This window comes from Roseospira navarrensis (genome assembly GCF_009601025.1).
GTDB classification, from domain to species: Bacteria; Pseudomonadota; Alphaproteobacteria; order Rhodospirillales; family Rhodospirillaceae; genus Rhodospira; species Rhodospira navarrensis.
Window position 1 is genome coordinate 1 of sequence record NZ_WIVE01000053.1, and the last position, 23,871, is coordinate 23,871.

General features: G+C 71.7%; 22 protein-coding genes and 1 pseudogene. 10 read left to right on the top strand and 13 right to left on the bottom strand.

Features of this window, described 5'->3' with window-relative positions:
* From GHC57_RS19595 to GHC57_RS14400, 3 genes and pseudogenes are all read left to right on the top strand, one after another.
* Window positions 1-191, top strand: a pseudogene (locus tag GHC57_RS19595) (IS110-like element ISEc32 family transposase); the annotation flags it as partial.
* A 374-nt stretch (window positions 192-565) separates the two neighbouring features.
* Entirely contained in the window at window positions 566-3,040 is a 2,475-nt protein-coding gene (torA, locus tag GHC57_RS14395) for a trimethylamine-N-oxide reductase TorA (protein WP_246152324.1), read from the top strand.
* A gap of 112 nt (window positions 3,041-3,152) precedes the next feature.
* Window positions 3,153-4,052, top strand: coding sequence for a haloalkane dehalogenase (locus GHC57_RS14400; RefSeq protein ID WP_153345459.1), 900 nt, complete (start codon window positions 3,153-3,155; stop codon window positions 4,050-4,052).
* 54 nt (window positions 4,053-4,106) lie between these two features.
* On the opposite strand, the gene GHC57_RS14405 is transcribed toward GHC57_RS14400, so the two are convergent.
* Entirely contained in the window at window positions 4,107-4,784 is a 678-nt protein-coding gene (locus GHC57_RS14405) for a VPLPA-CTERM sorting domain-containing protein (RefSeq protein ID WP_153345460.1), read from the bottom strand.
* A 1,110-nt stretch (window positions 4,785-5,894) separates the two neighbouring features.
* On the opposite strand from GHC57_RS14405, the gene GHC57_RS14410 reads away from it, so the two are divergent.
* The 4 genes from GHC57_RS14410 (at window position 5,895) to GHC57_RS14425 (ending at window position 8,508) form a co-directional block, all read left to right on the top strand.
* Window positions 5,895-6,155: a BufA1 family periplasmic bufferin-type metallophore gene (locus GHC57_RS14410; protein ID WP_153345462.1), complete on the top strand. Its 261-nt coding sequence runs from the start codon at window positions 5,895-5,897 to the stop codon at window positions 6,153-6,155.
* A gap of 78 nt (window positions 6,156-6,233) precedes the next feature.
* Window positions 6,234-7,133, top strand: a complete 900-nt coding sequence (gene bufB, locus GHC57_RS14415; protein WP_343031183.1) for an MNIO family bufferin maturase — start codon at window positions 6,234-6,236, stop codon at window positions 7,131-7,133.
* Complete coding sequence (locus tag GHC57_RS14420) at window positions 7,133-8,002, top strand: HvfC/BufC N-terminal domain-containing protein (protein ID WP_153345464.1); 870 nt, start codon at window positions 7,133-7,135, stop codon at window positions 8,000-8,002. Before bufB ends, GHC57_RS14420 begins: the two co-directional genes overlap by 1 nt.
* The gene (locus GHC57_RS14425) at window positions 7,999-8,508 is read left to right on the top strand and encodes a DoxX family protein (RefSeq protein ID WP_246152325.1); all 510 of its coding nucleotides are present in this window, start codon (window positions 7,999-8,001) and stop codon (window positions 8,506-8,508) included. Before GHC57_RS14420 ends, GHC57_RS14425 begins: the two co-directional genes overlap by 4 nt.
* Here GHC57_RS14425 and GHC57_RS14430 read toward each other — a convergent pair.
* The 10 genes from GHC57_RS14430 to GHC57_RS14475 form a co-directional block, all read right to left on the bottom strand.
* Window positions 8,489-9,265 carry a YkgJ family cysteine cluster protein gene (locus GHC57_RS14430; protein WP_153345466.1) on the bottom strand — a complete coding sequence of 259 codons (777 nt, stop codon included), beginning with the start codon at window positions 9,263-9,265 and terminating at the stop codon, window positions 8,489-8,491. The two genes, GHC57_RS14425 and GHC57_RS14430, sit on opposite strands and share 20 nt — an antisense overlap.
* Before the next feature lie 4 nt (window positions 9,266-9,269).
* Window positions 9,270-9,755, bottom strand: a complete 486-nt coding sequence (locus GHC57_RS14435; RefSeq protein WP_153345468.1) for a YchJ family protein — start codon at window positions 9,753-9,755, stop codon at window positions 9,270-9,272.
* A 104-nt stretch (window positions 9,756-9,859) separates the two neighbouring features.
* A complete protein-coding gene (gene lpxC / locus GHC57_RS14440; RefSeq protein ID WP_246152326.1) occupies window positions 9,860-10,879 on the bottom strand; it encodes a UDP-3-O-acyl-N-acetylglucosamine deacetylase in 1,020 nt (339 codons plus the stop codon).
* A 373-nt stretch (window positions 10,880-11,252) separates the two neighbouring features.
* Window positions 11,253-12,494 carry an oligosaccharide flippase family protein gene (locus GHC57_RS14445; RefSeq protein WP_153345470.1) on the bottom strand — a complete coding sequence of 414 codons (1,242 nt, stop codon included), beginning with the start codon at window positions 12,492-12,494 and terminating at the stop codon, window positions 11,253-11,255.
* A gap of 24 nt (window positions 12,495-12,518) precedes the next feature.
* The gene (locus GHC57_RS14450; RefSeq protein ID WP_153345472.1) at window positions 12,519-13,676 is read right to left on the bottom strand and encodes a hypothetical protein; all 1,158 of its coding nucleotides are present in this window, start codon (window positions 13,674-13,676) and stop codon (window positions 12,519-12,521) included.
* 48 nt (window positions 13,677-13,724) lie between these two features.
* A complete protein-coding gene (gene menA / locus GHC57_RS14455; protein ID WP_170294896.1) occupies window positions 13,725-14,624 on the bottom strand; it encodes a 1,4-dihydroxy-2-naphthoate octaprenyltransferase in 900 nt (299 codons plus the stop codon).
* Window positions 14,621-15,379 carry a class I SAM-dependent methyltransferase gene (locus tag GHC57_RS14460; protein WP_153345474.1) on the bottom strand — a complete coding sequence of 253 codons (759 nt, stop codon included), beginning with the start codon at window positions 15,377-15,379 and terminating at the stop codon, window positions 14,621-14,623. The genes menA and GHC57_RS14460 overlap by 4 nt, the downstream gene beginning before the upstream one ends.
* Window positions 15,376-15,852 (bottom strand): type II toxin-antitoxin system RatA family toxin, encoded by a 477-nt coding sequence (locus GHC57_RS14465; RefSeq protein WP_153345476.1) that lies wholly within the window; start codon window positions 15,850-15,852, stop codon window positions 15,376-15,378. Before GHC57_RS14465 ends, GHC57_RS14460 begins: the two co-directional genes overlap by 4 nt.
* 127 nt (window positions 15,853-15,979) lie before the next feature.
* Window positions 15,980-16,633 carry a histidine phosphatase family protein gene (locus GHC57_RS14470; protein ID WP_153345478.1) on the bottom strand — a complete coding sequence of 218 codons (654 nt, stop codon included), beginning with the start codon at window positions 16,631-16,633 and terminating at the stop codon, window positions 15,980-15,982.
* Between the two features lie 48 nt (window positions 16,634-16,681).
* Window positions 16,682-17,482: an adenosylcobinamide-GDP ribazoletransferase gene (locus tag GHC57_RS14475; protein WP_153345480.1), complete on the bottom strand. Its 801-nt coding sequence runs from the start codon at window positions 17,480-17,482 to the stop codon at window positions 16,682-16,684.
* Window positions 17,483-17,600: 118 nt separating this feature from the next.
* Here GHC57_RS14475 and cobT point away from each other — a divergent pair, with 118 nt between their 5' ends.
* The 3 genes from cobT to GHC57_RS14490 all read left to right on the top strand — a co-directional run bounded on the left by cobT (window position 17,601) and on the right by GHC57_RS14490 (window position 22,320).
* Window positions 17,601-18,638 carry a nicotinate-nucleotide--dimethylbenzimidazole phosphoribosyltransferase gene (cobT, locus tag GHC57_RS14480; protein ID WP_153345482.1) on the top strand — a complete coding sequence of 346 codons (1,038 nt, stop codon included), beginning with the start codon at window positions 17,601-17,603 and terminating at the stop codon, window positions 18,636-18,638.
* Window positions 18,635-19,576: an EamA family transporter gene (locus GHC57_RS14485; protein WP_170294897.1), complete on the top strand. Its 942-nt coding sequence runs from the start codon at window positions 18,635-18,637 to the stop codon at window positions 19,574-19,576. Before cobT ends, GHC57_RS14485 begins: the two co-directional genes overlap by 4 nt.
* A gap of 77 nt (window positions 19,577-19,653) precedes the next feature.
* Window positions 19,654-22,320: a DUF2339 domain-containing protein gene (locus GHC57_RS14490; RefSeq protein ID WP_153345484.1), complete on the top strand. Its 2,667-nt coding sequence runs from the start codon at window positions 19,654-19,656 to the stop codon at window positions 22,318-22,320.
* 98 nt (window positions 22,321-22,418) lie between these two features.
* Here GHC57_RS14490 and GHC57_RS14495 read toward each other — a convergent pair whose 3' ends face one another.
* Together GHC57_RS14495 and GHC57_RS14500 are read right to left on the bottom strand one after the other, a co-directional pair.
* Complete coding sequence (locus GHC57_RS14495) at window positions 22,419-22,808, bottom strand: response regulator (RefSeq protein WP_153345486.1); 390 nt, start codon at window positions 22,806-22,808, stop codon at window positions 22,419-22,421.
* 135 nt (window positions 22,809-22,943) lie between these two features.
* Entirely contained in the window at window positions 22,944-23,732 is a 789-nt protein-coding gene (locus GHC57_RS14500) for a MotE family protein (protein WP_153345488.1), read from the bottom strand.
* Window positions 23,733-23,871: the final 139 nt, after the last annotated feature.

Below are 23,871 nucleotides of genomic sequence, written 5' to 3' on the forward strand. Positions count from 1 at the left end.
GCGCCTTGCGATCCAAGCTCTTCATGGCCGCGCTCTCCGCCGTGCGATACAACCCCGACCTCAAGGCCTTCTACGAACGGCTTATCGGAAACAAAAAGACACCAAAAGGCGCACTCCTCGCCGTTGCCAGAAAGCTCGTCACCATCGCAAACGCGGTCCTCCGGCCTCAGCCCGAACCCGCCACAAACTGAGTTGATGACAATGAAGGGGAATGTCATCCTGACGGAGCGACGCGACGGAAGGATCTCGGGCACGGGCATGCCGGCGGTGTCGTCCGCACTCGGGTCAAGCCACCGCCCGAGGTCCTTCGCCGCCCTTGGCGGCGCGGGATGACCACCTTGGGCCTACGAAAACGCTTCGTTTTCAATCGCGTCGTCCAATGCGTCACGACGCGGTTAACGTCCCGGCAACACGATTTCACGTTGGGTTCACCTGAGCGCCGAAGTGCGTTTACGGGCCTTCAGTATACTCCCCGACGCCTTTGCTCGGGCGGCTTCTCAAGGGGCGCAGTCAAGGCGTCCCGGGCCGTGCCGACCCAAGAACGGAGGAGACGACCATGGGCCACATGACCAAAGCGCATGCCGCCGGCACGCTCACCCGCCGCAGCCTGTTGAAGGCGTCCGCGCTGGCCGGGCTGGGGGCGGTCGCCGGGCCGTCGCTGCTGCTGGGGCCGCGCCGGGCCGCCGCGCAGGGGGCCGGCGGCGCCATCCTGCAGGGATCGCACTGGGGTCCGTTCCATGCCGTCATCGAGGACGGCAAGTTCGTCGAGGCCCGCTCGCTGGACGTGGACAAGTTCCCGACCGACATGCTGGCCGGCATCCCCGACTCGGTCTACTCCGACGCCCGCATCCGCTACCCCATGGTCCGCAAGAGCTACCTGGAGAACGGGCCGCGCGCCAACGACGAGAGCCGCGGCGCGGAGGAATTCGTCCGCGTCTCGTGGGACGAGGCCATCGATCTGATCAGCGGCGAGTTGCAGCGCGTCAAGGACACCTACGGCAACGAGGCCATCTTCGGCGGCTCCTACGGCTGGAAGAGCGTCGGCAAGCTGCACAACTGCCGCAACCTGCTGGGCCGGATGCTGAATCTGCATGGCGGCTACATCAACCACACGGGCGACTATTCCACCGGCGCGTCCCAGGTCATCATGCCGCATGTGGTGGGCCGCCTGGAGGTCTATGAACAGCAGACGGTCTGGCCGGTGGTGGTCGAGAACTCCACCCTGGTGGTGCTGTGGGGCGCCAACCCCATGATCACCAACCAGATCGACTGGATCCTGTGCGAGCACGGCGCCCTGGAGGGCTTCGCCGCCCTGAAGGACAAGGGCACCCGCGTCATCGGCATCGACCCGGTGCGCTCGGACTCCATCGACGAGATGAACGCCGAGTGGATCGCGCCCCGCCCGCAGACCGACGTGGCCATGATGCTGGGCATCTGCCACACGCTGATGAGCGAGGGCCTGCACGACCAGGACTTCCTGGACGAATACACGGTGGGTTTCGAGGAGTTCTCCGCCTATCTGTCCGGCGAGTCCGACGGCACCGAGAAGACCGCCGACTGGGCATCGGCCATCTGCGAGGTGCCCGCCGACACCATCCGCCAGCTTGCCCGCGACTTCGCCGCCAACCGCACCATGCTGATGAGCGGTTGGGCCATGCAGCGCATGGACCACGGCGAGCAGGCCCACTGGGCGCTGGTGGCCATCGCCTCGATGCTGGGCCAGATCGGCCTGCCGGGCGGCGGCTTCGGGCTATCCTACCACTACTCCAACGGCGGCACGCCGACCGCCGTGGCCCCCGTGCTGCCCGGCATCACCGCCACCGGCAAGGCGGTCGAGGGCGCGGCGTGGCTGGAAAAGAGCGGCCTCGCCTCCATCCCGCTGGCGCGCATCGCCGACATGCTGCTGAACCCGGGCAAGGTGATCGACTTCAACGGCGACAAGGTCACCTATCCGGACATCCAGTTGATCTACTGGGTCGGCGGCAACCCGTTCGTCCACCACCAGGACACCAACACCCTGACCAAGGCGTGGCGAAAGCCGGAGACCGTGATCGTCCATGACATGTACTGGACGCCGACGGCGCGGCACGCGGACATCGTGCTGCCGGCCAACACCTCCTACGAGCGCAACGACATCGAACAGGGCGGCAGCTACTCGCTGCGCCTTATGACGCCGATGCGCAAGGCCATCGACCCGCTGTACGAAAGCCGCAGCGATTTCGATATCTTCAACGAGATCTCGAAAAAGCTCGGGTACGGCACCGGATTCGACGACGGCAAGACCGAGATGGAATGGATCGAGGGCTTCTATGATGCCGCCCTGACCCAGGCCAAGGCGCGCCGCATCGACATGCCGGACTTCGACACCTTCTGGAACGGCGAGCAGCCGCTGGTGTTCGAGCCCGACGAAGAGGGCCTGAACTACGTCCGTTACGCCGATTTCCGCGAGGAACCCCTGCTGGAGCCGCTGGGCACGCCCTCGGGCAAGATCGAGCTGTACTCCCGCGCCATCGAGGCCATGGGCTACGACGACTGCCCGCCCCATCCGACCTGGATGGAGCCGGTGGAATGGCTCGGCCAGGAGGGGGCGAAGTATCCGCTGCATCTGGACACCGCGCATCCGAAATACCGCCTGCACTCGCAGTTGAACAACGCCGAGGTGCTGCGCGACAAGTACACGGTCAGCGGGCGCGAACCCATGCTCATCAGCCCGGCCGATGCCGAGGCGCGCGGCATCGCCGACGGTGACGTGGTGCGCATCTTCAACGACCGGGGCGCGGTCCTGGCCGGGGCGGTGGTCACCGACCGGATGCGGCCGGGCGTGGTCCGCCTCAACGAGGGCGCCTGGTACGACCCGGCCGAACCGGGCGTTGTGGGCGCCCTGGACAAGTACGGCAGCCCCAACGTGCTGGCCATCGACAAGGGCACGTCCAAGCTGGCGCAGGGCAACTGCGGCCACACCGCCATCGTGGATGTGGAGAAGTTCGAGGGCGAGGCCCCGCCGGTCACCGCCTTCACCGGCGCGCCGTCGGCCGGCTGAGCAGGGCAGAGACACGACTTCGCGTGATGAGGAAGGGGGGCCGCGGCCCCCCTTTTTCGTCCAGGCGCGCCCACACGGGGGCCAAGCCCCATCGCGAGAGGGAGAGCCGATCATGCCGATCTCAGCCGCACTGACCTATCCGACCCACACCGTTCCCGTGGACGGCGTGGACATGGCCTATCTGGAGGCCGGGTCGGCCGAGGCGGGGCCGACCATCGTGTTCCTGCACGGCAACCCCACCTGGTCCTACATCTGGCGCAACATCATCCCCCATGTGGAGGGGCTGGGCCGTTGCCTCGCGCCCGATCTGGTGGGCATGGGCCGGTCCGGCAAGCTGCCCGACAGCGGCCCCGACCGCTACACGTTCGCGGACCACGCGCACTATCTGTTCGGGCTGCTGGATGCGCTGGCGCCGTCCGGGCCGGTGGTCCTGGTGCTGCACGACTGGGGCGCGGCGCTGGGCTTCGCCTGGGCGCGGGCCAACCCCGACCGTGTGCGTGGCCTGGCCTTCATGGAACCGCTGGTCATGCCGCTGACCTGGGACCTGATGCCGCCGCCGGCGGTGCCGGCGTTCGAGGGCTTCCGCTCGGCCCAGGGCGAGCCGATGTGCCTTGCGGACAACATGTTCGTCGAGCAGGTCATCCCGATGGCTGTCATGCGGGAGCTGGACGAGACCGAGCGCGCGTTCTACCGCGAGCCCTATCCCGAGCCGGGCGAGGGCCGACGGCCGACCCTGACGTGGCCGCGCCAGATTCCCATCGACGGCGCGCCCGCCGACGTCGCGGCGGACCTGGACGCCAACGTGGCGTTCCTGAAGACCAGCCCGGTGCCCAAGCTGTTCGTCAGCGCCGAGCCGGGCATGATGGTCACGGGGCCGGTGGCGGACCTGTGCCGGGGCTTCCCGAACACCACCGAAGTGTCGGTGCCGGGCGCCCACTACATCCAGGAGGACAGCCCCGACGCCATCGGATCCGCCCTGGCGACCTTCATCACGGGGCTTCCGAAGGTCTGACAACGGGCGTCGTGCCGGAACGGCGGGTGAGGGACACTCACCCGCCGATCGGGATCAGGCCGCCTTGCCGGTCTTCAGCCAGCGGGAGCCGGCCAGGCCGCCCAGGGCGGTCAGCAGGAACCACACCGCCGCAGGCAGCGGCACGGCGGGGACGTTGCCGGCCTCGATCAGGATTTCGTTGGCCGAGCCGCCGCCCGGCAGCAGGGCCATCTGACCGGCCATGGTGAAGCCATCCGCGAAAGCACTGCTGACGAACACGGTGTTGATGTTCCAGGGGTCGCTGGTGTCGCCAACCAGAGACCAGGACCCGGCGGCGCCGTCGAGCTCCGTGATCGTGATGCTGGCGGTCCGCTTGGCGCTGACCTTGATCGCGTTGCCGAGACCCAGGTCGGACCCCCACGAGGTGGTCACGCCGCCGATGGTGAACGAGGCACTGCCGTCGCTGTTGTAGGTGTACTGGAAGTCGTGCCAGGTGCCGGCGTTGCCCCAGCCGTACTGGCTCTGGTTGAAGTGGCCGGGCTGGCTCGTGCCGGTGCCGAGACCGATTTCCCAATCGCCGGCCGTGCCGCTCCGGCCGCCCCGCGCCTCCAGGCCGTGCACGCCGGCGCCCGACCCGAAGTTCGTGAAATCCGCGGCGGCTCCGAGCGACAGCGCGGCGGACGCGGGGGCGGACACGGAGATCAGGCCCATGACGATCGCAGCGGCGCCGATCGGCTTCAACATGGTACGCATGGCTGGGTATCCTTTCCGGTCTCTCGGGTCTTGGGCCGTGGGGACTGCCAAGACGGGGCCACATTGGCGGCAGGGTTGAAAGCGATGGCCTCATGATTGGCGAGCCGGGGTCCGGGATCAATGCTCCAGGAGGTGGACTCGGCCAAAGCCCACCATAAGGTGGGAATCCTGATTGAAAATGGAGTCATCTGTTTGGCTAGGGCAGAGCATCGCGCCGCCGAGCCCGTCCTGCATAAAGATCGAGTGCCTGGTGTTCGGGCCCAAACAATGCGGGACTGAGGATCGGCACGCCCGATATGCGGGTTCGCGGCATCCGGTGACCGAACGCCATCGGCGACACAATCCCGCCGCAGTCCGGACCCCGACTCTGGGTCCTTGGTGCGATTCGGAAAAAGAGGGTCATCACGGATTTCCGGGGGACCGGAAGGGCCCCTCTGGCGTCGCGCTTCGAGCCTGAACCCCCTCCCAACCTCCCCCATGAATGGGGGAGGAGTCCCGGTCCATGCCGCGCCGACCGGACTCCCTCCCCATGGAATGGGGAGGGGTTGTCTCGGGTGGCCGCTGCGGTCCAGGAACCACGCGACCCCGATTTTGCGCGATGAATCAAAAAAAGGAGGCCGGCCGCGGGGGAGACGCGGCCGGCCTTCTTAGCGCGGGGCCCGATGCGGAGAGGCGGCGTGGCTGAAGCGCCGCGGTCCGGGTGGTTCCGCCGTGGCTGAGGCGGCGGAGCCGGTCGGGCCTGAAACCGGCCGAGGGGGGAGGCCGGTGCCGAAGAGAGATGCGCCCTGCCGTGAGGCATCTCGGGGGACCCGGGTGTGTGGCCCGCGTCCGATGATGAGAGAATGCCACACGGTCCATGACGGCGGGTTTGCCGCCCCATGACGGTTTCGTCATGTGCATTGGAATAAGTCAAAAATACGCCCGCTGCCCATGCCCGGCGGTTATGGAAAGGATGGTCCAAAAGAATTTTATCCTGGCGCGGGGGTCGGGCATCGTCGGGGGGTGAGCACGACCGGACCCGAACCGGCCGCTCGCCAACCCGAAACCGGGACCTGTGGAGACCGACACCCTCGCTCAGGCATGCCCTGACCGCATCCAGGAGACACCCCCATGAAGTCCACCGAAAAGTTCGCCATCGTCGCCGCCGCCATGACCGCCGCCGTGGCCATGGCCGCCCCCACCACCGCGTCCGCCGCCGACATGGAAAAGTGCTACGGCGTCGCCAAGGCCGGCCACAACGACTGCCAGACCGCGTCCTCGTCCTGCGCCGGCACCGCCAAGATGGACGGTCAGGGCGATGCCTTCGTCGCGCTGCCCGAAGGCACCTGCGAGAAGCTGGTCGGCGGCAGCCTGGAGCCGAAGAGCTCCTGACCCTCCGGCGTGGGGCGCGGTCCGCATGCGCGGCCGCGCCCCGGTCCGGTCCGTTCCCTCTCGCCGCAGGAGGCCGCCGTGCCCGTCGCTGCTTCCGACGCCGCAGCCCCGGACCGGCCGGCCGGTCTGCCGCCCGCGAGCGTGGGGGTCGGCCTCAAGCCGGACCACGCCGACGCCCTTCTGGCCGCGCCCGGCGCCGTGCGCTGGGTCGAGATCCATGCTGAGAACGTCATGCGCGCCGGTGGTCCCGCGCACCGCATGCTGGAGGCGGTGCGGCGCGACATGCCGCTGTCCGTTCACGGCGTCGGCCTGTCTCTGGGCGGGGCGGACGACCTGGACCCGGATCATCTGGCGCGTCTCGCCGCCGTGGTCGCCCGCACCGAACCGGCCCTGGTCTCCGAGCATCTGGCGTGGTGCGGCACCGGCGGCGCCTTCCTGAACGATCTGCTGCCCGTGCCCTGCACGCGCGAGGCCCTGGACATCGTCGCCCGCCACGTGGCGCAGACCCAGGAGGCCCTGGGCCGTCCGATCCTGGTCGAGAACCCGTCGCGGTATCTTGCCTTCAAGGGCGAGGAGATGGACGAGCCCGCCTTCCTTGCCGCGCTGGTGGCCCGCACCGGCTGCGGCCTGCTGCTGGACGTCAACAACGTCCACGTCAGCGCGTGCAACATGGGCTTCGACCCGATGACCTATATCGAGGGGCTGCCGCTGGACGCGGTGGGCGAGATCCATCTGGCCGGGCACGCCGTGCGCACCGTGGACGGCGTGGAGATCCGCATCGACGATCACGGCAGCGCGGTGCCCGATGCGGTGCTCGCGCTCTATGCCGAGACCCTGCGCCGCACTGGGGCGCGCCCCACCCTGATCGAGCGCGACAGCAACATCCCGCCCTGGGCCGAGCTGTCCGCCGAGGCCGCCCGCGTGGCCGCGCTCATGACCGAGGGGCTGGGCGAGACCCCCGCCCGGGCGTCCGCGTGATGGCGGATCTCGCCACCCTTCAGGCCGCGATGGCCCGGGCCGTGCTGGGGGCGGACGACCCGGCCCTTGATGCCGTCATCGACGGCAAGGGGTTGAGCCCGGCGCAGCGTGTGGCCATCCACCGCAACAATACCCTGATCGGCCTGACGGAGGCGCTGGCGGCCACCTTCCCGGTGGTTCACACCCTGGTGGGCGAGGCGTTCTTCGCCCAGGCGGCGCGGGCCTTCATCCGCGCCGCGCCGCCCACGGGGCCGGTGCTGTCCGCCCACGGCGACGGGTTCCCGGACTTCCTGGCAGGGTTCGAGCCGGCGCGCGCGCTGCCCTACCTGCCGGACGTGGCCCGCCTGGAGTGGGCGCGGTCGGCCGCCCTGCACGCGCCGGACGGCGTGCCCGTGCCGCACGACACCCTGGCCGCCGTGCCGCCGACGCTGTTCCCGATGGCGCGCTGTGCCGTGCATCCCTCGTTCCGCTTCGTGGTCTCGGCCTGGCCGGTGGACCGCATCTGGGCCATGCACCAGCCGGACTGGCCGGATGGCGAGACGGTCTCGCTGGACGAGGGCGGGGCGACCATCCTGCTCTGCCGGGCGGAACACGCCGTGCGCATGGCGCGCGCCGACCGGGGCACGCTGTCGCTGCTGTTCGCCCTGGACATGGGCCAGACGCTGGGCACCGCCGCCGAGGCGGCGGCCGCCGCCTCCCGCGCGCCGGACGAGCAGGGCGGCGGCCGGTTCGATCTCACCGGCGCGCTGTCTGTGATCCTTTCGCTGGGCCTGTTGACCGACATCGCCGTGCCCCGGCGCGTTGATGACGACGCCGTGCCGGCGTCCTTTCCCACGTCCACCAAAGACCCGGAGATCCTGGAGCCATGACCACCGCAGAGACGATCGCGTCCGACCCCTCGACCCGTGATGCCAGGGCCGGCGGCGGCCCGTTGATGGCCGTGTGGGGCGGCCTGACCCGGGCCGCCGGCTGCGTGCCGCTGTGGATCGTCACCCTGTTCGCCCGGGTGGGCATCGCCGGGGTGTTCTGGCGCTCCGGCCAGACCAAGGTGTCCGGCTGGGAGATCACAAGCTCCACCTACTTCCTGTTCCAGGACGAGTACAAGGTGCCGGTGCTGCCGCCCGACCTAGCGGCGCAACTGGCCACGGCGGCCGAGCACGTCTTTCCGGTGCTGCTGGTGCTGGGGCTGTTCAGCCGGGTTTCCGCCCTGTCCCTGCTGGGTATGACGGCGGTCATCCAGATCTTCGTGTATCCCGGCAACTGGCCCGAGCACGCCCTGTGGGCCACGGCGCTGCTGCTGATCCTGCTGCGCGGGCCGGGGCCGCTGTCGCTGGATACCGCGCTGGGCCTGTGGCTCAAGCGCCGGCGGGGGTAGGGGGACCGCCCAGGGTGTCCAGGACTTCCTTGTAGAACCGATGGAACGGGGCCTCGTCGCCCTTGGGCGAGGTCCGCGCCAGCCAGTCGGCCAGCACCGCCCGCTGGCCCCGCACGAAGGCGTCGGCGTCCACATCCGGCAGGCGTGGCAGCAGGGCCGTGAAGCTCAAGGCCACCGTGCCGGTGTGCCCCTTCTTGCGGTCGATCCGGTCCAGTTCGCGCAGCACCGTGGGCGACAGCGACAGGCGGCTTTTGGCATAGGCTCGCAGCACGGGCGCCTGGGCCCGCAGGGCTTCGCGCTCGGCCTCGAAGTCGGTGCGGTCCAGGATGGTGTCGTCGCGGTAGACCTCCGGCGCCTCGGCGGAGATGTCGCACAGCCAACCCGGCCGGGGCAGCAGCAGGTCCTTCTGCTCGCGCTCCGGCCGACGCGGGTTGAAGGGCATGGCCCGGCAGCGCAGCGGCTTGGCGTCGGTGCCGTGGACGGCGCAGCGGCCATCTTCCAGCAGGTCGGGGCAGGGCGCCTGGGGCGGCACGTAGACCATGGGCGAGACCAGCACCGCCACGGTGCGGTTCTTGCCGAGCGTGACCTCCAGGCCGAGCCGCTTGAGGGTGTCGTAGGCGGGCGCCCCCTTGCGCACCGGCGTCCAGACCAGCGCCAGCGGGAAGCGGTCGGCGCGGGCCACGGCCTCGTCGATGGTCAGCGGCAGCAGCCCGACACAGCACTTGCCGCAGACCGTGCAGGCGAACCGCCGGGTCATGCCGTCAGGCCCCGCAGCATTTCTTGTATTTCTTGCCCGATCCGCAGGGGCAGGGCTCGTTGCGGCCGACCGAGACGACGCGCCGGGGCGGTTGCTTCGGGTTGACCTCGCCGCCGGTGCAGTACCACCGTCCGTCCTCGCGCCGGAAGGTGGCGCGCTCGTGGTGCATGCGAGGGGTGTTCCGGTACTTGAGCCGGGCGACGTATTCCACGGTGCCGGTGTCGTCGGACTCGCCGCCGCCCGTGGTCTCGCGGATCTCCAGGCCGGTCCAGACCGAGTCCGCCGCGACACCCTGGGCCTCGATGGGGTCGAAGTCCGCCCGGGATTCGGGGGCGAGCGTTTTCATGAGATAGTCGATGTCGCCGCGCGCATAGGCGGTGTAGCGCGAGCGCATCAGCGCCTCGGCGGTGGCAGCCGGCGTCGCGCCGGCGATCACGGGGGCGCAGCAGGCCTCGACATCGAGACCGGATCCGCAGGGACAGGACTCCATCAGCACATGCCTTCGATCAGGGGCCGGGAACGGGCGCCTGTTCTAGCGTGCCTGGAGAGGAAGGGCAAACCCGCGCGTGCCTGGGACCGGCGAAGGCCGCCCGATCAGGCGCGGCGCAGGCCGCCGTCCGCGTCCACGCGGCTGCGGGTGTCGCCGTGGCCGCCGCTCATCAACGCGGGCTCGAACCGCCAGGCGTCCGCCTGCTCGAACAGCGCCCGCAGCAGCAGGTTGTTCATGCGGTGGCTGGGCCGGAAGCCCTGGTAGACGCCCACGATCGGATGACCGGCCAGGGCCAGATCGCCCAGCGCGTCCAGCGCCTTGTGGCGCACGAACTCGTCGGCGTGGCGCAGGCCGTCGGCGTTCATCACGGTTTCGCCGTCGATGACCACCGCGTTGTCGAGCGAACCGCCCCGGGCGAGGCCCATGGCGCGCATGGCGTCCACTTCGTGGCGGAAGCCGAAGGTGCGCGAATCGGCCAGTTCCTCGCGGAAGGCGCGGGGCGAGACCTGCACCACCCGGCGCTGACGGCCGATGACGGGGGAGTCGAAGTCGATTTCGGCGTCGATGGTCAGACCACGCGGGGCCGGGCGCAGCGAGACCTCGCAGTCGCCCTCGCGCACGGTGATGGTGTCGGTGATGCGGATGGCGTGGCGCGGGGCCGCCTGGGCGATGGTGCCCGCGGCCTCGATCAGCGTGACGAAGGCGGCCGACGAGCCGTCCATCACCGGCACTTCCGGACCGTCCACCACGATTTCGGCGTTGTCGATGCCCAGGCCCGCCAGGGCGGCCATCAGGTGCTCGACCGTCGAGACGGTCACACCGGCGGCATTGCCGAGCACGGTGCACAGGCGGGTATCGACGACGTGGTTCCAGCGCGCCGGGATCATGGGGTCGCGGTCCTGCACATCCGAGCGGCGGAACCACAGGCCGCTGTCGGCCCCGGCGGGCAGCACGGTCATGGTGACCGGCGCGCCGGAGTGCAGACCGATGCCGGACACGGTGACGGGACCGGCCAGCGTGCGGCACGCCCGGGCGGCCAGCGGCCAGGGGCGGCGGCCGGGCACGACCTGCGCGTCCTCGATCATCGAGGAGAGGGCGGCGTCTTCCAGGCTGGCGTCCTTCATCATCCGGTTCCTTAAAAGTCCGCAAGTCCGGCTGTCCGGGCTGCCTGATCGGTGTGCGGGTCTCCGACAGACCCGGTTTCGGGTCCCGGTTTCGGGCCCCAGTTTCGGGCCGAAGTCCAGGCAGGCGACTCAACCTTGGTGATGCACAAGACTTAGCCGCCGGGGGTAACCCGCGCAAATCAATCATTATTTCAGAATGTTGCGAACGGTCAGGGCCGGAAGAATCAATAAAAACAACGATCTATAAAAAAATCCGGAGACGTTTCGCGGGCCCTCCGAAACACGCCGCCGATTCCCGGAGCCTCTCAGCATCACGACCTAAGGCGTTGAGTCGCATCGAAAACAAACCGACCCGGCCAACGGCGCGCGGCCGTCATCGCCCCGCCCTGGGCCCGCGACGGCTCCGGGCCAGGGCGCTGCCCCAGGTGACCGTGCAGGAGAGCGCATAGCTCGCCACCGTGGCCGTGGCGGCCCCCGCCGGGCCCTGGATCTCGCACAGCAGGATCGACAGCGCCACATTGCTGACCGCGCCGACCAGTCCGGCGATCATGCTGGGCAGCGTCGTCCCCTGCGCCACGTTGATGCGCGAGCCGATGGCGCCGTACACCGTGAAGCAGGTGGAGAGCACATAGATCGCCAGGATCGTGCCGCCGGCCGCGAACGGCGGGCCGAACAGAAGCCGCAGCAGGTCGCCGCCCCACACCCAGCACAGGCCGCTCGCCGCCACCGCGCCCAGCGCGATGCCCGCCAGCGCGCCCCGGGCCGGGCCGCTCAGCCGGCCGTGCGTCCATTCCCGGATGATGCGCGGGGCGACCACCAGCCCGACCACGCCATAGACCATGGTGCCGGCCTCGGCGATGCGGGCCGCCGCCGCGTACAGGCCCAGCTCGGCCTCGCCGAACCGCCAGGCGACGTAGACCTGATCGAACCGCAGATAGACGGCGATGCAGACCGCCTGCACGAACAGCGGTCCGGCCTTGGTCAGCACCGGCCGCACGCGCGGGCGGGCGACCGGCCGCAGGGCGCCGGAGCGCAGCGCGCCCGCCAGCAGGCCGGCCGCGAAGACCAGCCATTCCAGGCCCCAGACCAGGGCGTAGCCCGCCAGGCCGCCGTCCAGCGCGACCACCGCGCCGGTGGCGGCGAAGGCCGCCGCGATGGTGACCAGCCGCCAGGGGACATAGCGGTCGGGGCGGGAGCGGGCCTGATGGATGGCCTTGATCGGGCCGGCCACCGCGCCCAGCACGCGCAGCCCGACCAAGGCATAGAGCGTGGTCAGCAGCGGCGGCGCCAGCGCCCACAGGGCGGTCAGGGTGCCGCCGTAGAGCACGGCGCCGGCCACCAGCGTGGCCACCACGCCCGGCCAGAAGATCAGGACGGCGCCGGCCGGCCGCGACGCCGCCCGGCCGAAGAACAGGGTGATGAGCCCGAAGGCGGCCAGCGGCGTCTGGAGGCCCGCGATGGCCAGGGCCAGCGCGAAGGTGCCGAAGGTGGCCATGTCGGTGCTGCGCGCGGCCAGCGTCAGGAGCAGCAGGCTCAGCAGCGCCGGCAGCCCGCTGTCCAGCCCATAGGCCAGGAAGCGGCGCGCGGTCGCCGGCATGCGGGGGATCCGGCTCATGGTCCGCCGCCCCGGATGGCCACGTCAGGTCTCCCCCGGTCGGGACCGGATGCGGCGCGTATCCGTCAGCAGGACCATGGTCATCAGGGCGAAGGTGTCTCCGAAGTTGATGATCTGCGGCTCGAAGAATCCGGCCAGCGCCCAGGCTATCCAGTGGCCCAGGATCAGGCGGTTGCGCGGCAGCGGGCCGTCGCCGGGATCGCGGGCGTTGGAGACGATGGCGTAGCCCAGGCACACCGCGAGCAGCCCGGTGACCAGCACGCCGTTTTCCAGCAGGAAGTTCAGGAACCCGTTGTGCGCGGGGATGTAGGCCTCGCGGTTCCGAAAGCCGTAGCCCAGGAAGGGGCGCTCGGCGATCTGCCAGCCGAAGTCGGCGTACTGATCGAACCGGCCCGAGATGCCGCCCGCCAGCCCGCGCGCCGGATCGTAGATCCGCAGCACATCGGCGATGATCCAGTCGGCGGCCGCCGTCAGCACCAGCAGGCCGCCCACCCCCGCCGCGGCCCCCAGCAGGAGCTTCGGCCAGGTCACATGGCGCATGGACTGCAGCGCCTCGAAGGCGATGATGATCGCCATGGCCAGGATGGCGTAGCGCGAGTTGACCGCCAGCGCGAAGCCCAGCGCCACGGCGTACAGGCCGTAGCGGGCGGGGTGACCGGAGCGCGAGGCGAAATAGGTCGTGGCCAGCCCGAACGAGCCGATGGCGTTGGGGTGGATGAACCCGATCACGCGGCCCGTGGGCAGCCCGAACAGGGCGACGAACGCGACCAGGCCCAGCACCAGCACGCCGGCGACGACCAGGAAGAACCGGCCGGGAAATGCCGCGTTGCAATAGGCGCAGAACAGAATGACCACCAGGAACAGCACGGCATAGGCGGCGCTGTCCACACGCAGGATCGCCAGACTGACCAGGAACAGCACGCCCGCCAGCCCCGCCAGCAGGGTGATCTGCGGATCATCGCGCAGGGGGCCGAGGACCTCTTTGGGGCGGATCGCCGCCAGCAGTCCGACGACGGCCGTCATGCCCACCAGCGCCAGCAGCATGACGAGGCGCAGGCCCCCCTCGGCCGCGGGCGGCGCGGTGGTGAGCTGAACGCCCGGGGTGGTCGCCTTTTCGTGGATCATGGCGACGACCCACGCCAGCAGCGCCAGCAGGGCAAGGTGTCTCAGGCGCAGGGGCATGCCACGGGTCCGTCCGTTCCTGTCTCGTGGCGGGGGGTGCCGCCGATCTCAAACCATCACCAGGCCCGCCGCCGCCGTCACCGCCATCACCGCCTGCACCGCGCCGGTGCGGGCCAGGGCCGCATTGAAGTCCGCCGGGGCGCGGGCCGCCGCGAAGGCCCGCCACGCCCGCCACACCAGGGGCGCGCTCAGCAGGCCCAGCGCGGCGCCGCGCAGGCCCGGATCCGCCAGCGCAAGTCCCGCCAGACCCATGAGCGCGGCCGCCAGCAGGATCCCATAGAGCCGCACCGCGCCCGCGCGCCCGATCCGGATCGCCAGCGTGCGCCGTCCGGCGCGGCGGTCCCCCTCCAGGTCGCGGGTGTTGTTGACCAGCAGCACCGCCGCCGCCGGCAGGCCGATGGTCAGTCCCAGCAGGATCGCCGGCGGCCCCACGGCCCCCGCGTGAAGATAGACCATGCCGCCGACCGCGATCATGCCGAAGAACGCGATCACCGTCAGTTCCCCGAACGGCCCGCGCGAGATCGGGTAGGGCCCGGCCGAATAGGCATAGCCCGCCAGCACCGACAGCGCCCCGATCAGCAGGATCGGCCAGCCGCCCTGCCACACCAGCCACAGCCCCAGCAGCACCGACAGCGCAAAGGCCGCATGGGCCGCCGCCAGCACCTGCCCCGGGGTCATCCAGCCCCGCGCCGTGACCCGGGGCGGGCCGACCCGGTCGCTGCGGTCGGTCTGGTTGAGCGTGTCGGCGGCATCGTTGTGCAGGTTGGTGCCGACCTGGATGGCCAGCGCCGACAGCGCGGCGGCCAGGGTCACGCCGGGCCGGGCCGCGCCGCTCTCGGCCCAGCCGAGGGCCGCGCCGGCGATCACCGGCGACAGCGACAGGGGCAGCGTGCGCGGCCGGATGGCATGCCACGCGATCACGGTCCAGGGTGGGCGGGACGCGCTCACGGGGCCGGGCGCCGGCCGTCGTGAATGGCCGCGATCCCCATGGAGACCGTGCGCACCTTGATGTCGGTCAGGCCGGCCTGTTCCAGCCAGCCGGAGACGGTGGGCCGGTCCGGGAACGCCTGGATCGAGTCCACCAGATACTGATAGGCCTCGGGCCGGCCGGCCACGGCCGCGCCCACGCGCGGGATGGTGCGCCGGGAATAGGCGGTATAGGGCGCCCGGATCAGCCGCCAGGGCTGCGAGAACTCCAGGCACAGGAAGCGCCCGCCCGGCACCAGCACACGGGCGATTTCGCGCAGGGCGCCCTCGCGGTCGCGCATGTTGCGCAGGCCGAAGGCGACCGTGACCAGATCAAAGGTGGCGTCGGCGAACGGCAGCGCCTCGCCCATGCCGCCGACCCAGCGCACGCGCGGCCCGGCCTTCTTCTTGCGGCCGATGCCCATCATGCCCTCGGACGGGTCGCAGACCACGACGGCCCAGCCGGCGTCGGCCAGCCGGTCGGCCACGTCGCCGGTGCCGCCGGCCAGGTCGAGGGCCAGACCCCGCCCCACCGGCTTGCCGGCCATCTTGCACAGCTTCGTTTTCCAGCCCCGGTGGACACCCCAGCTCATCATGTCGTTCATGGTGTCGTAGCGCGGCGCGATGGCGTTGAACATCGCGCGGATGCGGGCCGGATCCTGGGGATGGGCGTCGCCCGTCGGGCCGGGGTCGGTTGGCTGAGCGCCACCGTTCGGGGGGGCGGGGGTCTGGGTCATCGCTCGGTGCCTCTTGTCGTGTCCGCGGGCGGCGCGCCGCGCCGCCGCTCCAGATGGGCGGCGCGCCGGGCGACCGCCGTCAGCCCGCTGCGCAGCAGGCCGGGAAAGATGCGCTCGAACACCGGCCCGGTCAGGCGGTCCGCCAGCCGGTATTCGGCCTCCAGGTGAACCCGGGTGCGCCGGTCGCCCGCGTCCTCGAACCGCCAGGTCTGGCGCAGCACCCGGAACGGCTTGTCGTGCGAGACGATGTCGATGCGCGCGCCGGGCTCGAAGCGGGCCCGGGACAGGAACGTGCGGGTGATGCCGCCGCCGCCGACGGTCTGCACCACGCGCAGGGTGTCGTCCTCCCAGCCCTGGACGCGCACGCCCTTGAAGCCGGGCATGAACGCGGGATACCGCTCCACGTCCGCGATCACGTCATAGACCGCGGGGCGGGCGAAGGGCAGGTCGCGATGAAGACGAAGATGGCCCATGAGGCTGCGACTGACCGGGCGGAGGGTGGGGCGCGGGCGGGCGCGCGGGACGCCGGTTCTGGTTAGGCCCCCGCCGCGCCGGGGTCAAGCGGCGGAGGCGGGGACCCGTGCCCGTGCGGTGAAAAACTCAGGGCGTCATCAGCGTGTTCACGCAGCCCACCCGCCAGCCGGCGAAGGGCGTGCCGGACAGCCGGTCGAGCCGGGTCAGGGACAGCGGCTCGACGGCGAACCGCAGGGCCACGGCGGGATCCAGATCCAGCGCCACGGCCAGCGCCGCGCGCACCGTGCCCGCGTGCACCACGGCGACGATGTCGCGCCCCGCGTGCTCGGCGCTGAGACGGTCCAGCACCGACCGCACCCGGGCGACCACGGCGGCGAAGCTCTCCCCGCCGGGCGGCGTGCGATGCGCCGGGTCGTCCCAGAACGCGGCCAGCGCGGGATCGGGGGGCTGGGCGCTGGCGAGGCCGCCCCAGGTCAGGCCCTCCCAGTCGCCGAAGCTCTGCTCGGCCAGATCGGGCACCTCCTGGGCGCGCGGCAGGCGCATCCCCGCCGCCGCCAGGGCGCGGGCCGTCTGCCCGGTGCGGCGCAAAGGCGTGGTCACCAGCACGGCATGATCGGGCAGCAGGCGGGCGAGCGCCTCCAGGTCGTCGGTGTCTCCCGTGTGCGCGTCCGGGTCGCCCTGGCCGACGATGCGGCCCTGGGGATCGGGCACCGGCGCGTGGCGCACCAGCCACCAGCGCGTTTCGGCGGGATCGGAGGTGGGATCGGGCGACGGCGTCATGGTCGGGTTGGCTCCCTTTTGTTGGTCTTCGGCCGGCGGCCGTCCGGACTATGACAGAACGGCGGCCAGCAAGGCCAGCGCGGCACACTCCACGATCAGAATGGCCGCCCCGATCACGTCGCCCGTGTAGCCGCCCAGCCGCCGCCCGGCCAGCCCGGCGAGCCAGGGCAGGGGAAGCAGGGCGACCAGCAGCACGAGCGGCGCGGCCGGGCCGGGGGCGGCGGGTCCCAGCAGGAACAGCACCCCGGCCACCAGCGGCAGGACCAGCGCCACCGCCGCGCCTCGGACCGAGGGACGGCCCGCGCCCGCGCCCACGCCGTCCGCGCGGGCGGGCGGGCACAGCCGCATGAACAGCGGCCCGGCGCCCCGCCCGAGCGCCGCCGCCAGCATCCACGCGGGCAGGGCGACGGCCCACCACGCGCCGGCCTCCAGCAGCATGGCCAGGGCGGCGATGCGCACCAGAAGGGACATGGTGACCGCGACCATGCCGTAGGTGCCGATGCGCGAATCGCGCAGGATCTCCAGCGACCGCGCCCGGTCGCGCCCGCTGCCGATGCCGTCGGCGGTATCCCCGATGCCGTCCTCGTGCAGGCAGCCCGTGAACAGGGTCGCCGCCCCGACGCCGAGCACCGCCGCCAGCAGCGGCGACGCCCCGGCCTCCACCGCCAGCCCGGCGACGGCGCCGCAGGTCGCCCCCAGCAGCACCCCGGCGAACGGGAAGGCCCAGGCCGCGCTCATCAGCGGCGCCGACCAGTCGGCCCGCACCCAGGGCAGCCGGGTCAGGAACACGATCGCCAGATGCACCTCGTTCAGGCGCTGGCGCAGCCAGACGGGCCAGGCGGACGCCATGGGGTGATTTCTCCCTCGGGTTCGGGTAAGGCAGGGGCGCACATCAGGGCGCCGGGTGTACCCGAGCGGCCCCTCGTTCACCAGACCCAATCTCCCTGACCGAACCCAGGATCCGTCCATGCCCGCCACACCGCTTGCCCCCGCCTCCTCGCTCGACGACGTCCGCGCCCTGGCCCGGGATCTGCCCGGACCGGACACCGCCGCCCGCGCGACCGCCGAGGCCCGCGAACCCACCCTGACCAAGCCCGCCGGATCGCTGGGCCGCCTGGAGGAGCTGGCCGCCTGGCTGTGCACCTGGCAGGGCGGCCATCCGCCGCGCCTGGACCGGGTGCGCTGCGTGGTGTTCGCCGGCAACCACGGCGTCGCGGCGAAGGGCGTGTCGGCCTTTCCGCCCGCCGTCACCGTGCAGATGGTGGCCAACTTCCAGCACGGCGGCGCGGCCGTGAACCAGCTCTGCCGGACCGGCGGCGCGGATCTGGACGTGATCCCGCTGGACCTGGACACGCCGACCAAGCCCTTCGACACCGATGCCGCCATGACCGAAGACGAGGTGGTCGCCGCCCTGAACGCGGGCCTGACGCTGGACCTGTCGGCGGCGGACCTGCTGATCGTCGGCGAGATGGGTATCGGCAACACCACCGCCGCCGCCGCGCTCGCGCTGGCCCTGTTCGGGGGCACCGCCGCCGACTGGGTGGGGCGCGGCACCGGCGTGGACGACGCCGGCTTCGCCCGCAAGCGCGCGGTGGTGGAGGCCGCCAAGGCCCTGCACGGCGACGCCCTGTCCGATCCGCTGGAGGCGCTGCGTCGGGTCGGCGGGCGCGAGCTGGCGGCCATGGCCGGCGGTGTCCTGGCCGCGCGCCGGGCGGGGGTGCCCGTGCTGCTGGATGGCTTCATCTGCTGCGCCGCGGCGGGCGTGTGGCAGGCGCTGACTCCCGGCGGGCTCGACCACGCCATGGCCGGCCATGTCTCGCGGGAGCCCGGCCACCGTCGCCTTCTGGATGCGCTGGGCAAGCCGCCGCTGCTGGACCTGCACATGCGGCTGGGCGAGGCCAGCGGCGCGCTGGTGGCGCTGAGCGTGCTGCGCGGTGCCGTGGCCTGTCACACCGGCATGGCGACCTTCGCCGAGGCCGGCGTGGCCGAGGGCGGCGGGTCGTGACAGACGGGCCCCGCACCGGCGGCTGGGGGCCGCTCGCCCGCATCGGCGAGTGGCCCTACCTGCTGCTGGTCCTGACCGTCAGCTTCTGGTCCGGCAACGCCGTGGTGGGCCGCGCGGTGAGCGGCCACGTGCCGCCCATCGGGCTGGCCTTCTGCCGCTGGAGCATCGCCGGGCTGATCGTGCTCGCCTTCGCGTGGCCCCGGCTGCGGCGGGAATGGCCGGTGCTGGTGCGGCACTGGCGCATCGTGCTGCTGCTGTCGGTGCTGGGCATCACGATCTTCAATACGTTCCTGTATATCGGCCTGCAGGACACCCAGGCCATCAACGCCCTGCTGATGCAGACGGCCATGCCGGTGCTCATCATCCTGTGGTCGTTCGTGATCTTCCAGGAGCGCGTGACCCCCTTGCAGATCGCGGGCCTGCTGGTCTCGCTGTCGGGCGCGGCCGCCGTCATCAGCCGGGGCGACCCCATGCGGCTGCTGGGCCTGGAGTGGAACGTCGGCGACGTGTGGGTGCTGGCGGCGGTGGGGTGCTATGCGGGCTATACCGCCCTGCTGCGCAAGCGGCCGGAGGTGTCGGCCCCCGTGTTCCTGGCGGTCACGTTCCTGACCGGAGCCACCGGGCTGCTGCCGTTCTTCCTGTGGGAAATGCTGGTGCAGGGCCGCACCCTGGCCTTCGACGGCCCCACGTTGGGCGCGGTCGCCTATGTGGCCATCTTCCCGTCGATCCTGGCCTATGCCTGCTTCAACCGGGGCGTGGCCATGGTGGGCGCCAACGTGGCGGGTCAGTTCATGTACCTGCTGCCCCTGATCGGCGGCCTGCTGTCCGTGGTGTTCCTGGGCGAGCAACTGCTGTGGGCGCACGGCCTGGGGCTGGTGCTGATCGTCTCCGGGCTGTGGCTCGCCGCGCAGGGCCAGCGGCGCAAGGCGCGGCGGTGATACGGGCGCTCTCGACGACCGTTCCGGAGTGCGGGTAGGCTTTCCCGACGTCCGGCCGGTGAGGGGGAGCGCGCGGCATGTTCTCTGACGATGATCTCGTGCTGGCGGCCCTGATCGGCCTGCTCCTGGTGTTCGGGCCGCCGGTGCTGGCGATCTGGTCCTTCGTCCGGACGTCCAGCCTGCGCGAGCGCGTGACGGTGCTGGAAGACGAGGTGCGCCGGCTGCGCGCGGCCCCGGTTCGACCGGAGTCGGCCACGGGCGAGGCGTCCCCCCCGGAGCCCGAACCAGAACCCGCGCCCGAACCAGAACCCGAGCCCGAGGCCGAGCCCGAGCCCGAGCCCGAGACCGAGACCGCCGACGCCCCGTTCGTCGAGGACCCGGCGCCCGCGCGGGCCGCCGTGAGCGGACTGGGCCAGCGGCTGGCCGACTCCTGGCTGATTTGGGTCGGTGGTCTGGCGCTGGCGCTGGGCGGCGCGTTCCTGGTCAAGTACTCCATCGATCAGGGCTGGCTGACCCCGGCGCTGCGCTGCCTGATGGCCGGGCTGCTGGGCGTCGGCCTGCTGGTCCTGGGCGAGCGCGCGCGCCGTCGTGTCCCGGCCGGAGAGGGCGCGCTGCCCCGCCGCCGGGTCGCCGCCGCGCTGACCGCCGCCGGCCTGTCCAGCCTGTTCGCGGGGCTGTACGCGGCCCATGGCCTGTACGATCTGGTGGGCGCGACGGTGGCCTTCGTCGGGCTCGGTCTGGTGTCGCTGGTCGCCGTGGTCCTGGCGTTGCTGCACGGACCGTTCGTGGCCGTGCTCGGCCTGCTGGGCGGCTATGCCGTGCCGCTGCTGGTCTCGTCGCAGGACCCCGCGCCGGTGCCGCTGTTCCTGTACCTGTTCGCGCTGACCATGGCGGCGGCCCTGCTGCCCCGCTGGCGGCCGTGGCCGTGGCTGGGCGGGCTCGCGCTGGCGGGCAACGCGCTGTGGGTGCTGGTGGTCATGATGGTGGTCATGGGGCCGGGGGACGAGGCCGTGCCGGCGGTGTTCCTGGTGGCCATGGCCGGCGCGTTCGCGCTGGTGCGGGTCGGCCTGCCGCCCGGCGTGTGGGACGCCCTGTCGGCGCCGCTGGCGGACCCGGTGACGCGCCTTCTGACCGAGGCGGCGTGGCTGCTGGCGGCGGCGCTGCTGGCGCTGCTCGCCCTGGTGAGCGATCAGGCCCCGGCGACCATCGCGGCGGTGCTGGGGCTGACCGGGCTCGGCCTGTGGGCGGGCGCGAGAGACGCGCGGCTCTGGCTGGCGCCCGTCGCCCCGGTGCTGGCCGGGCTGGCGACCCTGGCCGGCTGGGATCTGGTGGGGACTCCGCTGCCCGCGCCGGATGCCCTGCTGACGCCTGCGCTGCCGCGCAGCGTGACGGCCTTCCTGGTGCTGGCGGCGGGGCAGGGGGCCCTGGTCGCCGTCGGCGCGCATCTGTTGGCGGATCGGACGAGCCGCCCCATGGCCTGGGCGGGCCTCGCGACGGCCACCCCGCTGCTCATCCTGGCGGTCGCGTTCTGGCGTCTGGGCGCGGTCGGGATCGATCTGGGCTGGGCGGCGCTGGCGCTGGGCGTGGGCGGGCTGTCGCTGCTGGCGGCGGGACGCATGGCGGGCGCGGGCCGGCCCGAGGGCGCGCTCGGCGCTCATGCGGTGGGCGTGCTGGCGGCGGTGGCGCTGGCGGCGACGTTCGCGCTGGATCAGGCGTGGCTGACGGTGGCCCTGGCGCTGACCCTGCCCGGCGTGGCCTGGGTGGAGGGCCGCCTGGGCGATCGCCACATTCCCGGTCTGCGGGGCGCGGCGCTGGTGATGGCCGGGGTGGTTCTGGTGCGGCTGGCGGGCAATCCGTTCGTGCTGGACTACCCGCTGGGCACGGCGGGGCTGCTGACCTGGATCGTGTACGGCTACGGGCTCCCGGCGGTGGCGTTCGGACTGGCCGCGTGGCTGTTCGCCGCGCGCCGGGACGATCGGCTGGTGATGGTGCTGGAGGGCGGCGCGATTGCGTTCGCCGTGCTGCTGGCCTCCCTGAGCATCCGGCATGGGATGGCCGGGCCGGGGCTGACCGGCGGGCCGCCGGCGGCGGCCGAGTGGGCCGCGCACATCAATGTCTGGCTGATCGGCGCCGTGCTCCTGCAGGCGTGGCGGCAGGCGGGCCCCGGGCGCGCCGGACGCCCCGTGCTGCGCGGGGCCGAGGTCCTGCTGGGCGGCGGGGCGGGCCTCGCCCTGCTGGTCGGGCCGGTCCTGGCGGTCAACCCGATGGGGACGGGGGACCCGGTGGGGCCGACGCCGGTCTTCAACCTGCTGCTGCCGCTCTATGCGACTCCGGCGCTGCTGCTGGCGTGGTGGGCGTGGCGCGCGGGCCCCGGGTCCTGGATCCGCAAGGCCGCCGCGCCCGCGTCGGTGGCGCTGCTGGGCCTGTGGCTGACCCTGTGCGTGCGGCATGCCTTCAGCGGCCCGGTGCTCGACGGGGCCGCGGCGGGCGAGGCGGAACTGTACGCCTATTCGGTGCTCTGGCTGGCGCTGGGCATGGCGCTGCTGCTGGCGGGGGCGCGGCTGGGCCAGACCGCCGCCCGCCGGGCCGGCCTGGTGGTGGTGCTGGCGGTCACGCTCAAGGTCTTCCTGGTGGACATGAGCGCGCTCACCGGCCTGTGGCGGGTGCTGTCGTTCCTGGGCCTGGGCGCGGCGCTGATCGGGATCGGCGCCCTGACCCGCGCCCTGGAGCGCCCGAGGGGGTGATCCCGGGGCGGACACGCGCAAAAACCGGCCCGCGGGGGCGGGCCGGTTCCGGGATCGCGGCGGTGGAGAGGCGGCGCGCGGCCGCCGGGATCAGGGGATCAGAAGTCGCCCAGCACGCTCACCATCTTGGACTTCAGCGTCTCGGCGTTGAACGGCTTGACGATGTAGTTGGACACGCCCGCTTCCTTGGCGGCGATCACGTTTTCGGATTTGGATTCGGCCGTGACCATGATGAAGGGCGTGCTCTTCAACTTCGCATCGGCGCGGACTTCGCGCAGAAGCTGAAGGCCGGTCATGGGCTCCATGTTCCAGTCGGAGATGATGAGACCATACTCGGTGCCGGAACGCAGTTGCTGCAGGGCCTGGCTGCCGTCCATCGCCTCGTCGATGTTGTCGAAGCCGAGCTGACGCAGCAGGTTCCGGATGATGCGCAGCATCGTCTTGTAGTCGTCCACGATGAGGACGTTCATGTTCTTATCGACGGCCATTGCTCTCCCCACTTACGAGTGCCGCGCCCACCTGTCTCTGCCATCGTCCCCGTGGGCATGGGGGATAGTTAAAGGAAGGGATCACCGGCACGCAAGACCCCTTTTGCACCGACGGTTTGCGTGCGGGTGTTCGTCCTATCGGGTGGACGCCGCCTGGGCGCCCGTGGCCGGGTCCGTGCCAGGCAGGGCGCGGCGGCGGGCCAGTTCGGTGGTGACCTGCTTGGCGCGGTCCGGGGTCATCTCGGCCATGATGGCGGCGGCGGAGCGCTCCTTCATGGTCTCGATCACGCGCAGCAGGATGGGCATGTCAAGATCGTTGAAGATGCGGGCGGCATCCTTTGGTTTCATGGTCGCGTAGATGCTGACGAGCTGGTCGATGCGGGCCTGTTCCTGGGCCTCGTGCTCGGCGAGCAGGCCCTGGATGACCTGTTCCAGCTCCTTGAGTTCCTCGATCCGGTTGCCGATGCGCCGCTCGGCGGCCTGCAGCAGGGCTTCGCGAGTCGCCAGTTCGCGCTCGACGGCGTCCAGTTCCTCGCGCCGTTCGGCAAGGCGCTGCAGAAGGTTGATTTCGGACTGGGTGAAGCCGGGCGGGGTCAGGCCGGTGGTGGCCTGCTCGGTCATGTCCGGCGCGCCGCTGGTGGGGGCCACGGGCGTGTCGGCGCCGGTGTCGTTCGGGGTGACGGGCTCGGTCTCGGGCGCGGCGCGGTTGGCGGCGAGCGGGTCTTCCTGCGCCTGGGCGGGTTCCACGGCGAGCGCGCGGCTCTGACCGACCTCGATGGTCGCCATCCAGCCGTACAGGTCCTCGTAGAGCGTGCCGATCCGCACCGACAGCATCAGCACCCCGGCCACGATGACCAGATGCAACACTCCGACCCGGGGCGTCTGTTTGCCCCGCGCCGCCGATCGCCTGCGCGCCCTGGCCATGCCTGCCGGGTCCCTTTCCCCTGTCTGACCGGGCCGTATCCCTGGATCGCGGCGCGGCCGGTGCCGTCGTGATCCCAGGAGTAGAGCGCAAATCTCTTAAGAAAGGGCCAACGGGGCGGAGACGCGTCGGGCCGGCCGG

What these genes read in the sequence shown, in the direction of transcription:
- lpxC (WP_246152326.1), bottom strand. Translation starts at nt 10,879, where the DNA reads ATGAAGGACGCCAGCCTGGAAGACGCCGCCCTCTCCTCGATGATCGAG.
- GHC57_RS14495 (WP_153345486.1), bottom strand. Translation starts at nt 22,808, where the DNA reads ATGGCCGTCGATAAGAACATGAACGTCCTCATCGTGGACGACTACAAG.
- GHC57_RS14430 (WP_153345466.1), bottom strand. Translation starts at nt 9,265, where the DNA reads ATGACCCGGCGGTTCGCCTGCACGGTCTGCGGCAAGTGCTGTGTCGGG.
- GHC57_RS14500 (WP_153345488.1), bottom strand. Translation starts at nt 23,732, where the DNA reads ATGGCCAGGGCGCGCAGGCGATCGGCGGCGCGGGGCAAACAGACGCCC.
- GHC57_RS14435 (WP_153345468.1), bottom strand. Translation starts at nt 9,755, where the DNA reads ATGGAGTCCTGTCCCTGCGGATCCGGTCTCGATGTCGAGGCCTGCTGC.
- GHC57_RS14465 (WP_153345476.1), bottom strand. Translation starts at nt 15,852, where the DNA reads ATGGGCCATCTTCGTCTTCATCGCGACCTGCCCTTCGCCCGCCCCGCG.
- cobT (WP_153345482.1), top strand. Translation starts at nt 17,601, where the DNA reads ATGCCCGCCACACCGCTTGCCCCCGCCTCCTCGCTCGACGACGTCCGC.
- GHC57_RS14470 (WP_153345478.1), bottom strand. Translation starts at nt 16,633, where the DNA reads ATGACGCCGTCGCCCGATCCCACCTCCGATCCCGCCGAAACGCGCTGG.
- torA (WP_246152324.1), top strand. Translation starts at nt 566, where the DNA reads ATGACCAAAGCGCATGCCGCCGGCACGCTCACCCGCCGCAGCCTGTTG.
- GHC57_RS14460 (WP_153345474.1), bottom strand. Translation starts at nt 15,379, where the DNA reads ATGACCCAGACCCCCGCCCCCCCGAACGGTGGCGCTCAGCCAACCGAC.
- GHC57_RS14400 (WP_153345459.1), top strand. Translation starts at nt 3,153, where the DNA reads ATGCCGATCTCAGCCGCACTGACCTATCCGACCCACACCGTTCCCGTG.
- GHC57_RS14410 (WP_153345462.1), top strand. Translation starts at nt 5,895, where the DNA reads ATGAAGTCCACCGAAAAGTTCGCCATCGTCGCCGCCGCCATGACCGCC.
- GHC57_RS14425 (WP_246152325.1), top strand. Translation starts at nt 7,999, where the DNA reads ATGACCACCGCAGAGACGATCGCGTCCGACCCCTCGACCCGTGATGCC.
- GHC57_RS14445 (WP_153345470.1), bottom strand. Translation starts at nt 12,494, where the DNA reads ATGAGCCGGATCCCCCGCATGCCGGCGACCGCGCGCCGCTTCCTGGCC.
- GHC57_RS14490 (WP_153345484.1), top strand. Translation starts at nt 19,654, where the DNA reads ATGTTCTCTGACGATGATCTCGTGCTGGCGGCCCTGATCGGCCTGCTC.
- GHC57_RS14405 (WP_153345460.1), bottom strand. Translation starts at nt 4,784, where the DNA reads ATGCGTACCATGTTGAAGCCGATCGGCGCCGCTGCGATCGTCATGGGC.
- GHC57_RS14475 (WP_153345480.1), bottom strand. Translation starts at nt 17,482, where the DNA reads ATGGCGTCCGCCTGGCCCGTCTGGCTGCGCCAGCGCCTGAACGAGGTG.
- GHC57_RS14420 (WP_153345464.1), top strand. Translation starts at nt 7,133, where the DNA reads ATGGCGGATCTCGCCACCCTTCAGGCCGCGATGGCCCGGGCCGTGCTG.
- GHC57_RS14450 (WP_153345472.1), bottom strand. Translation starts at nt 13,676, where the DNA reads ATGCCCCTGCGCCTGAGACACCTTGCCCTGCTGGCGCTGCTGGCGTGG.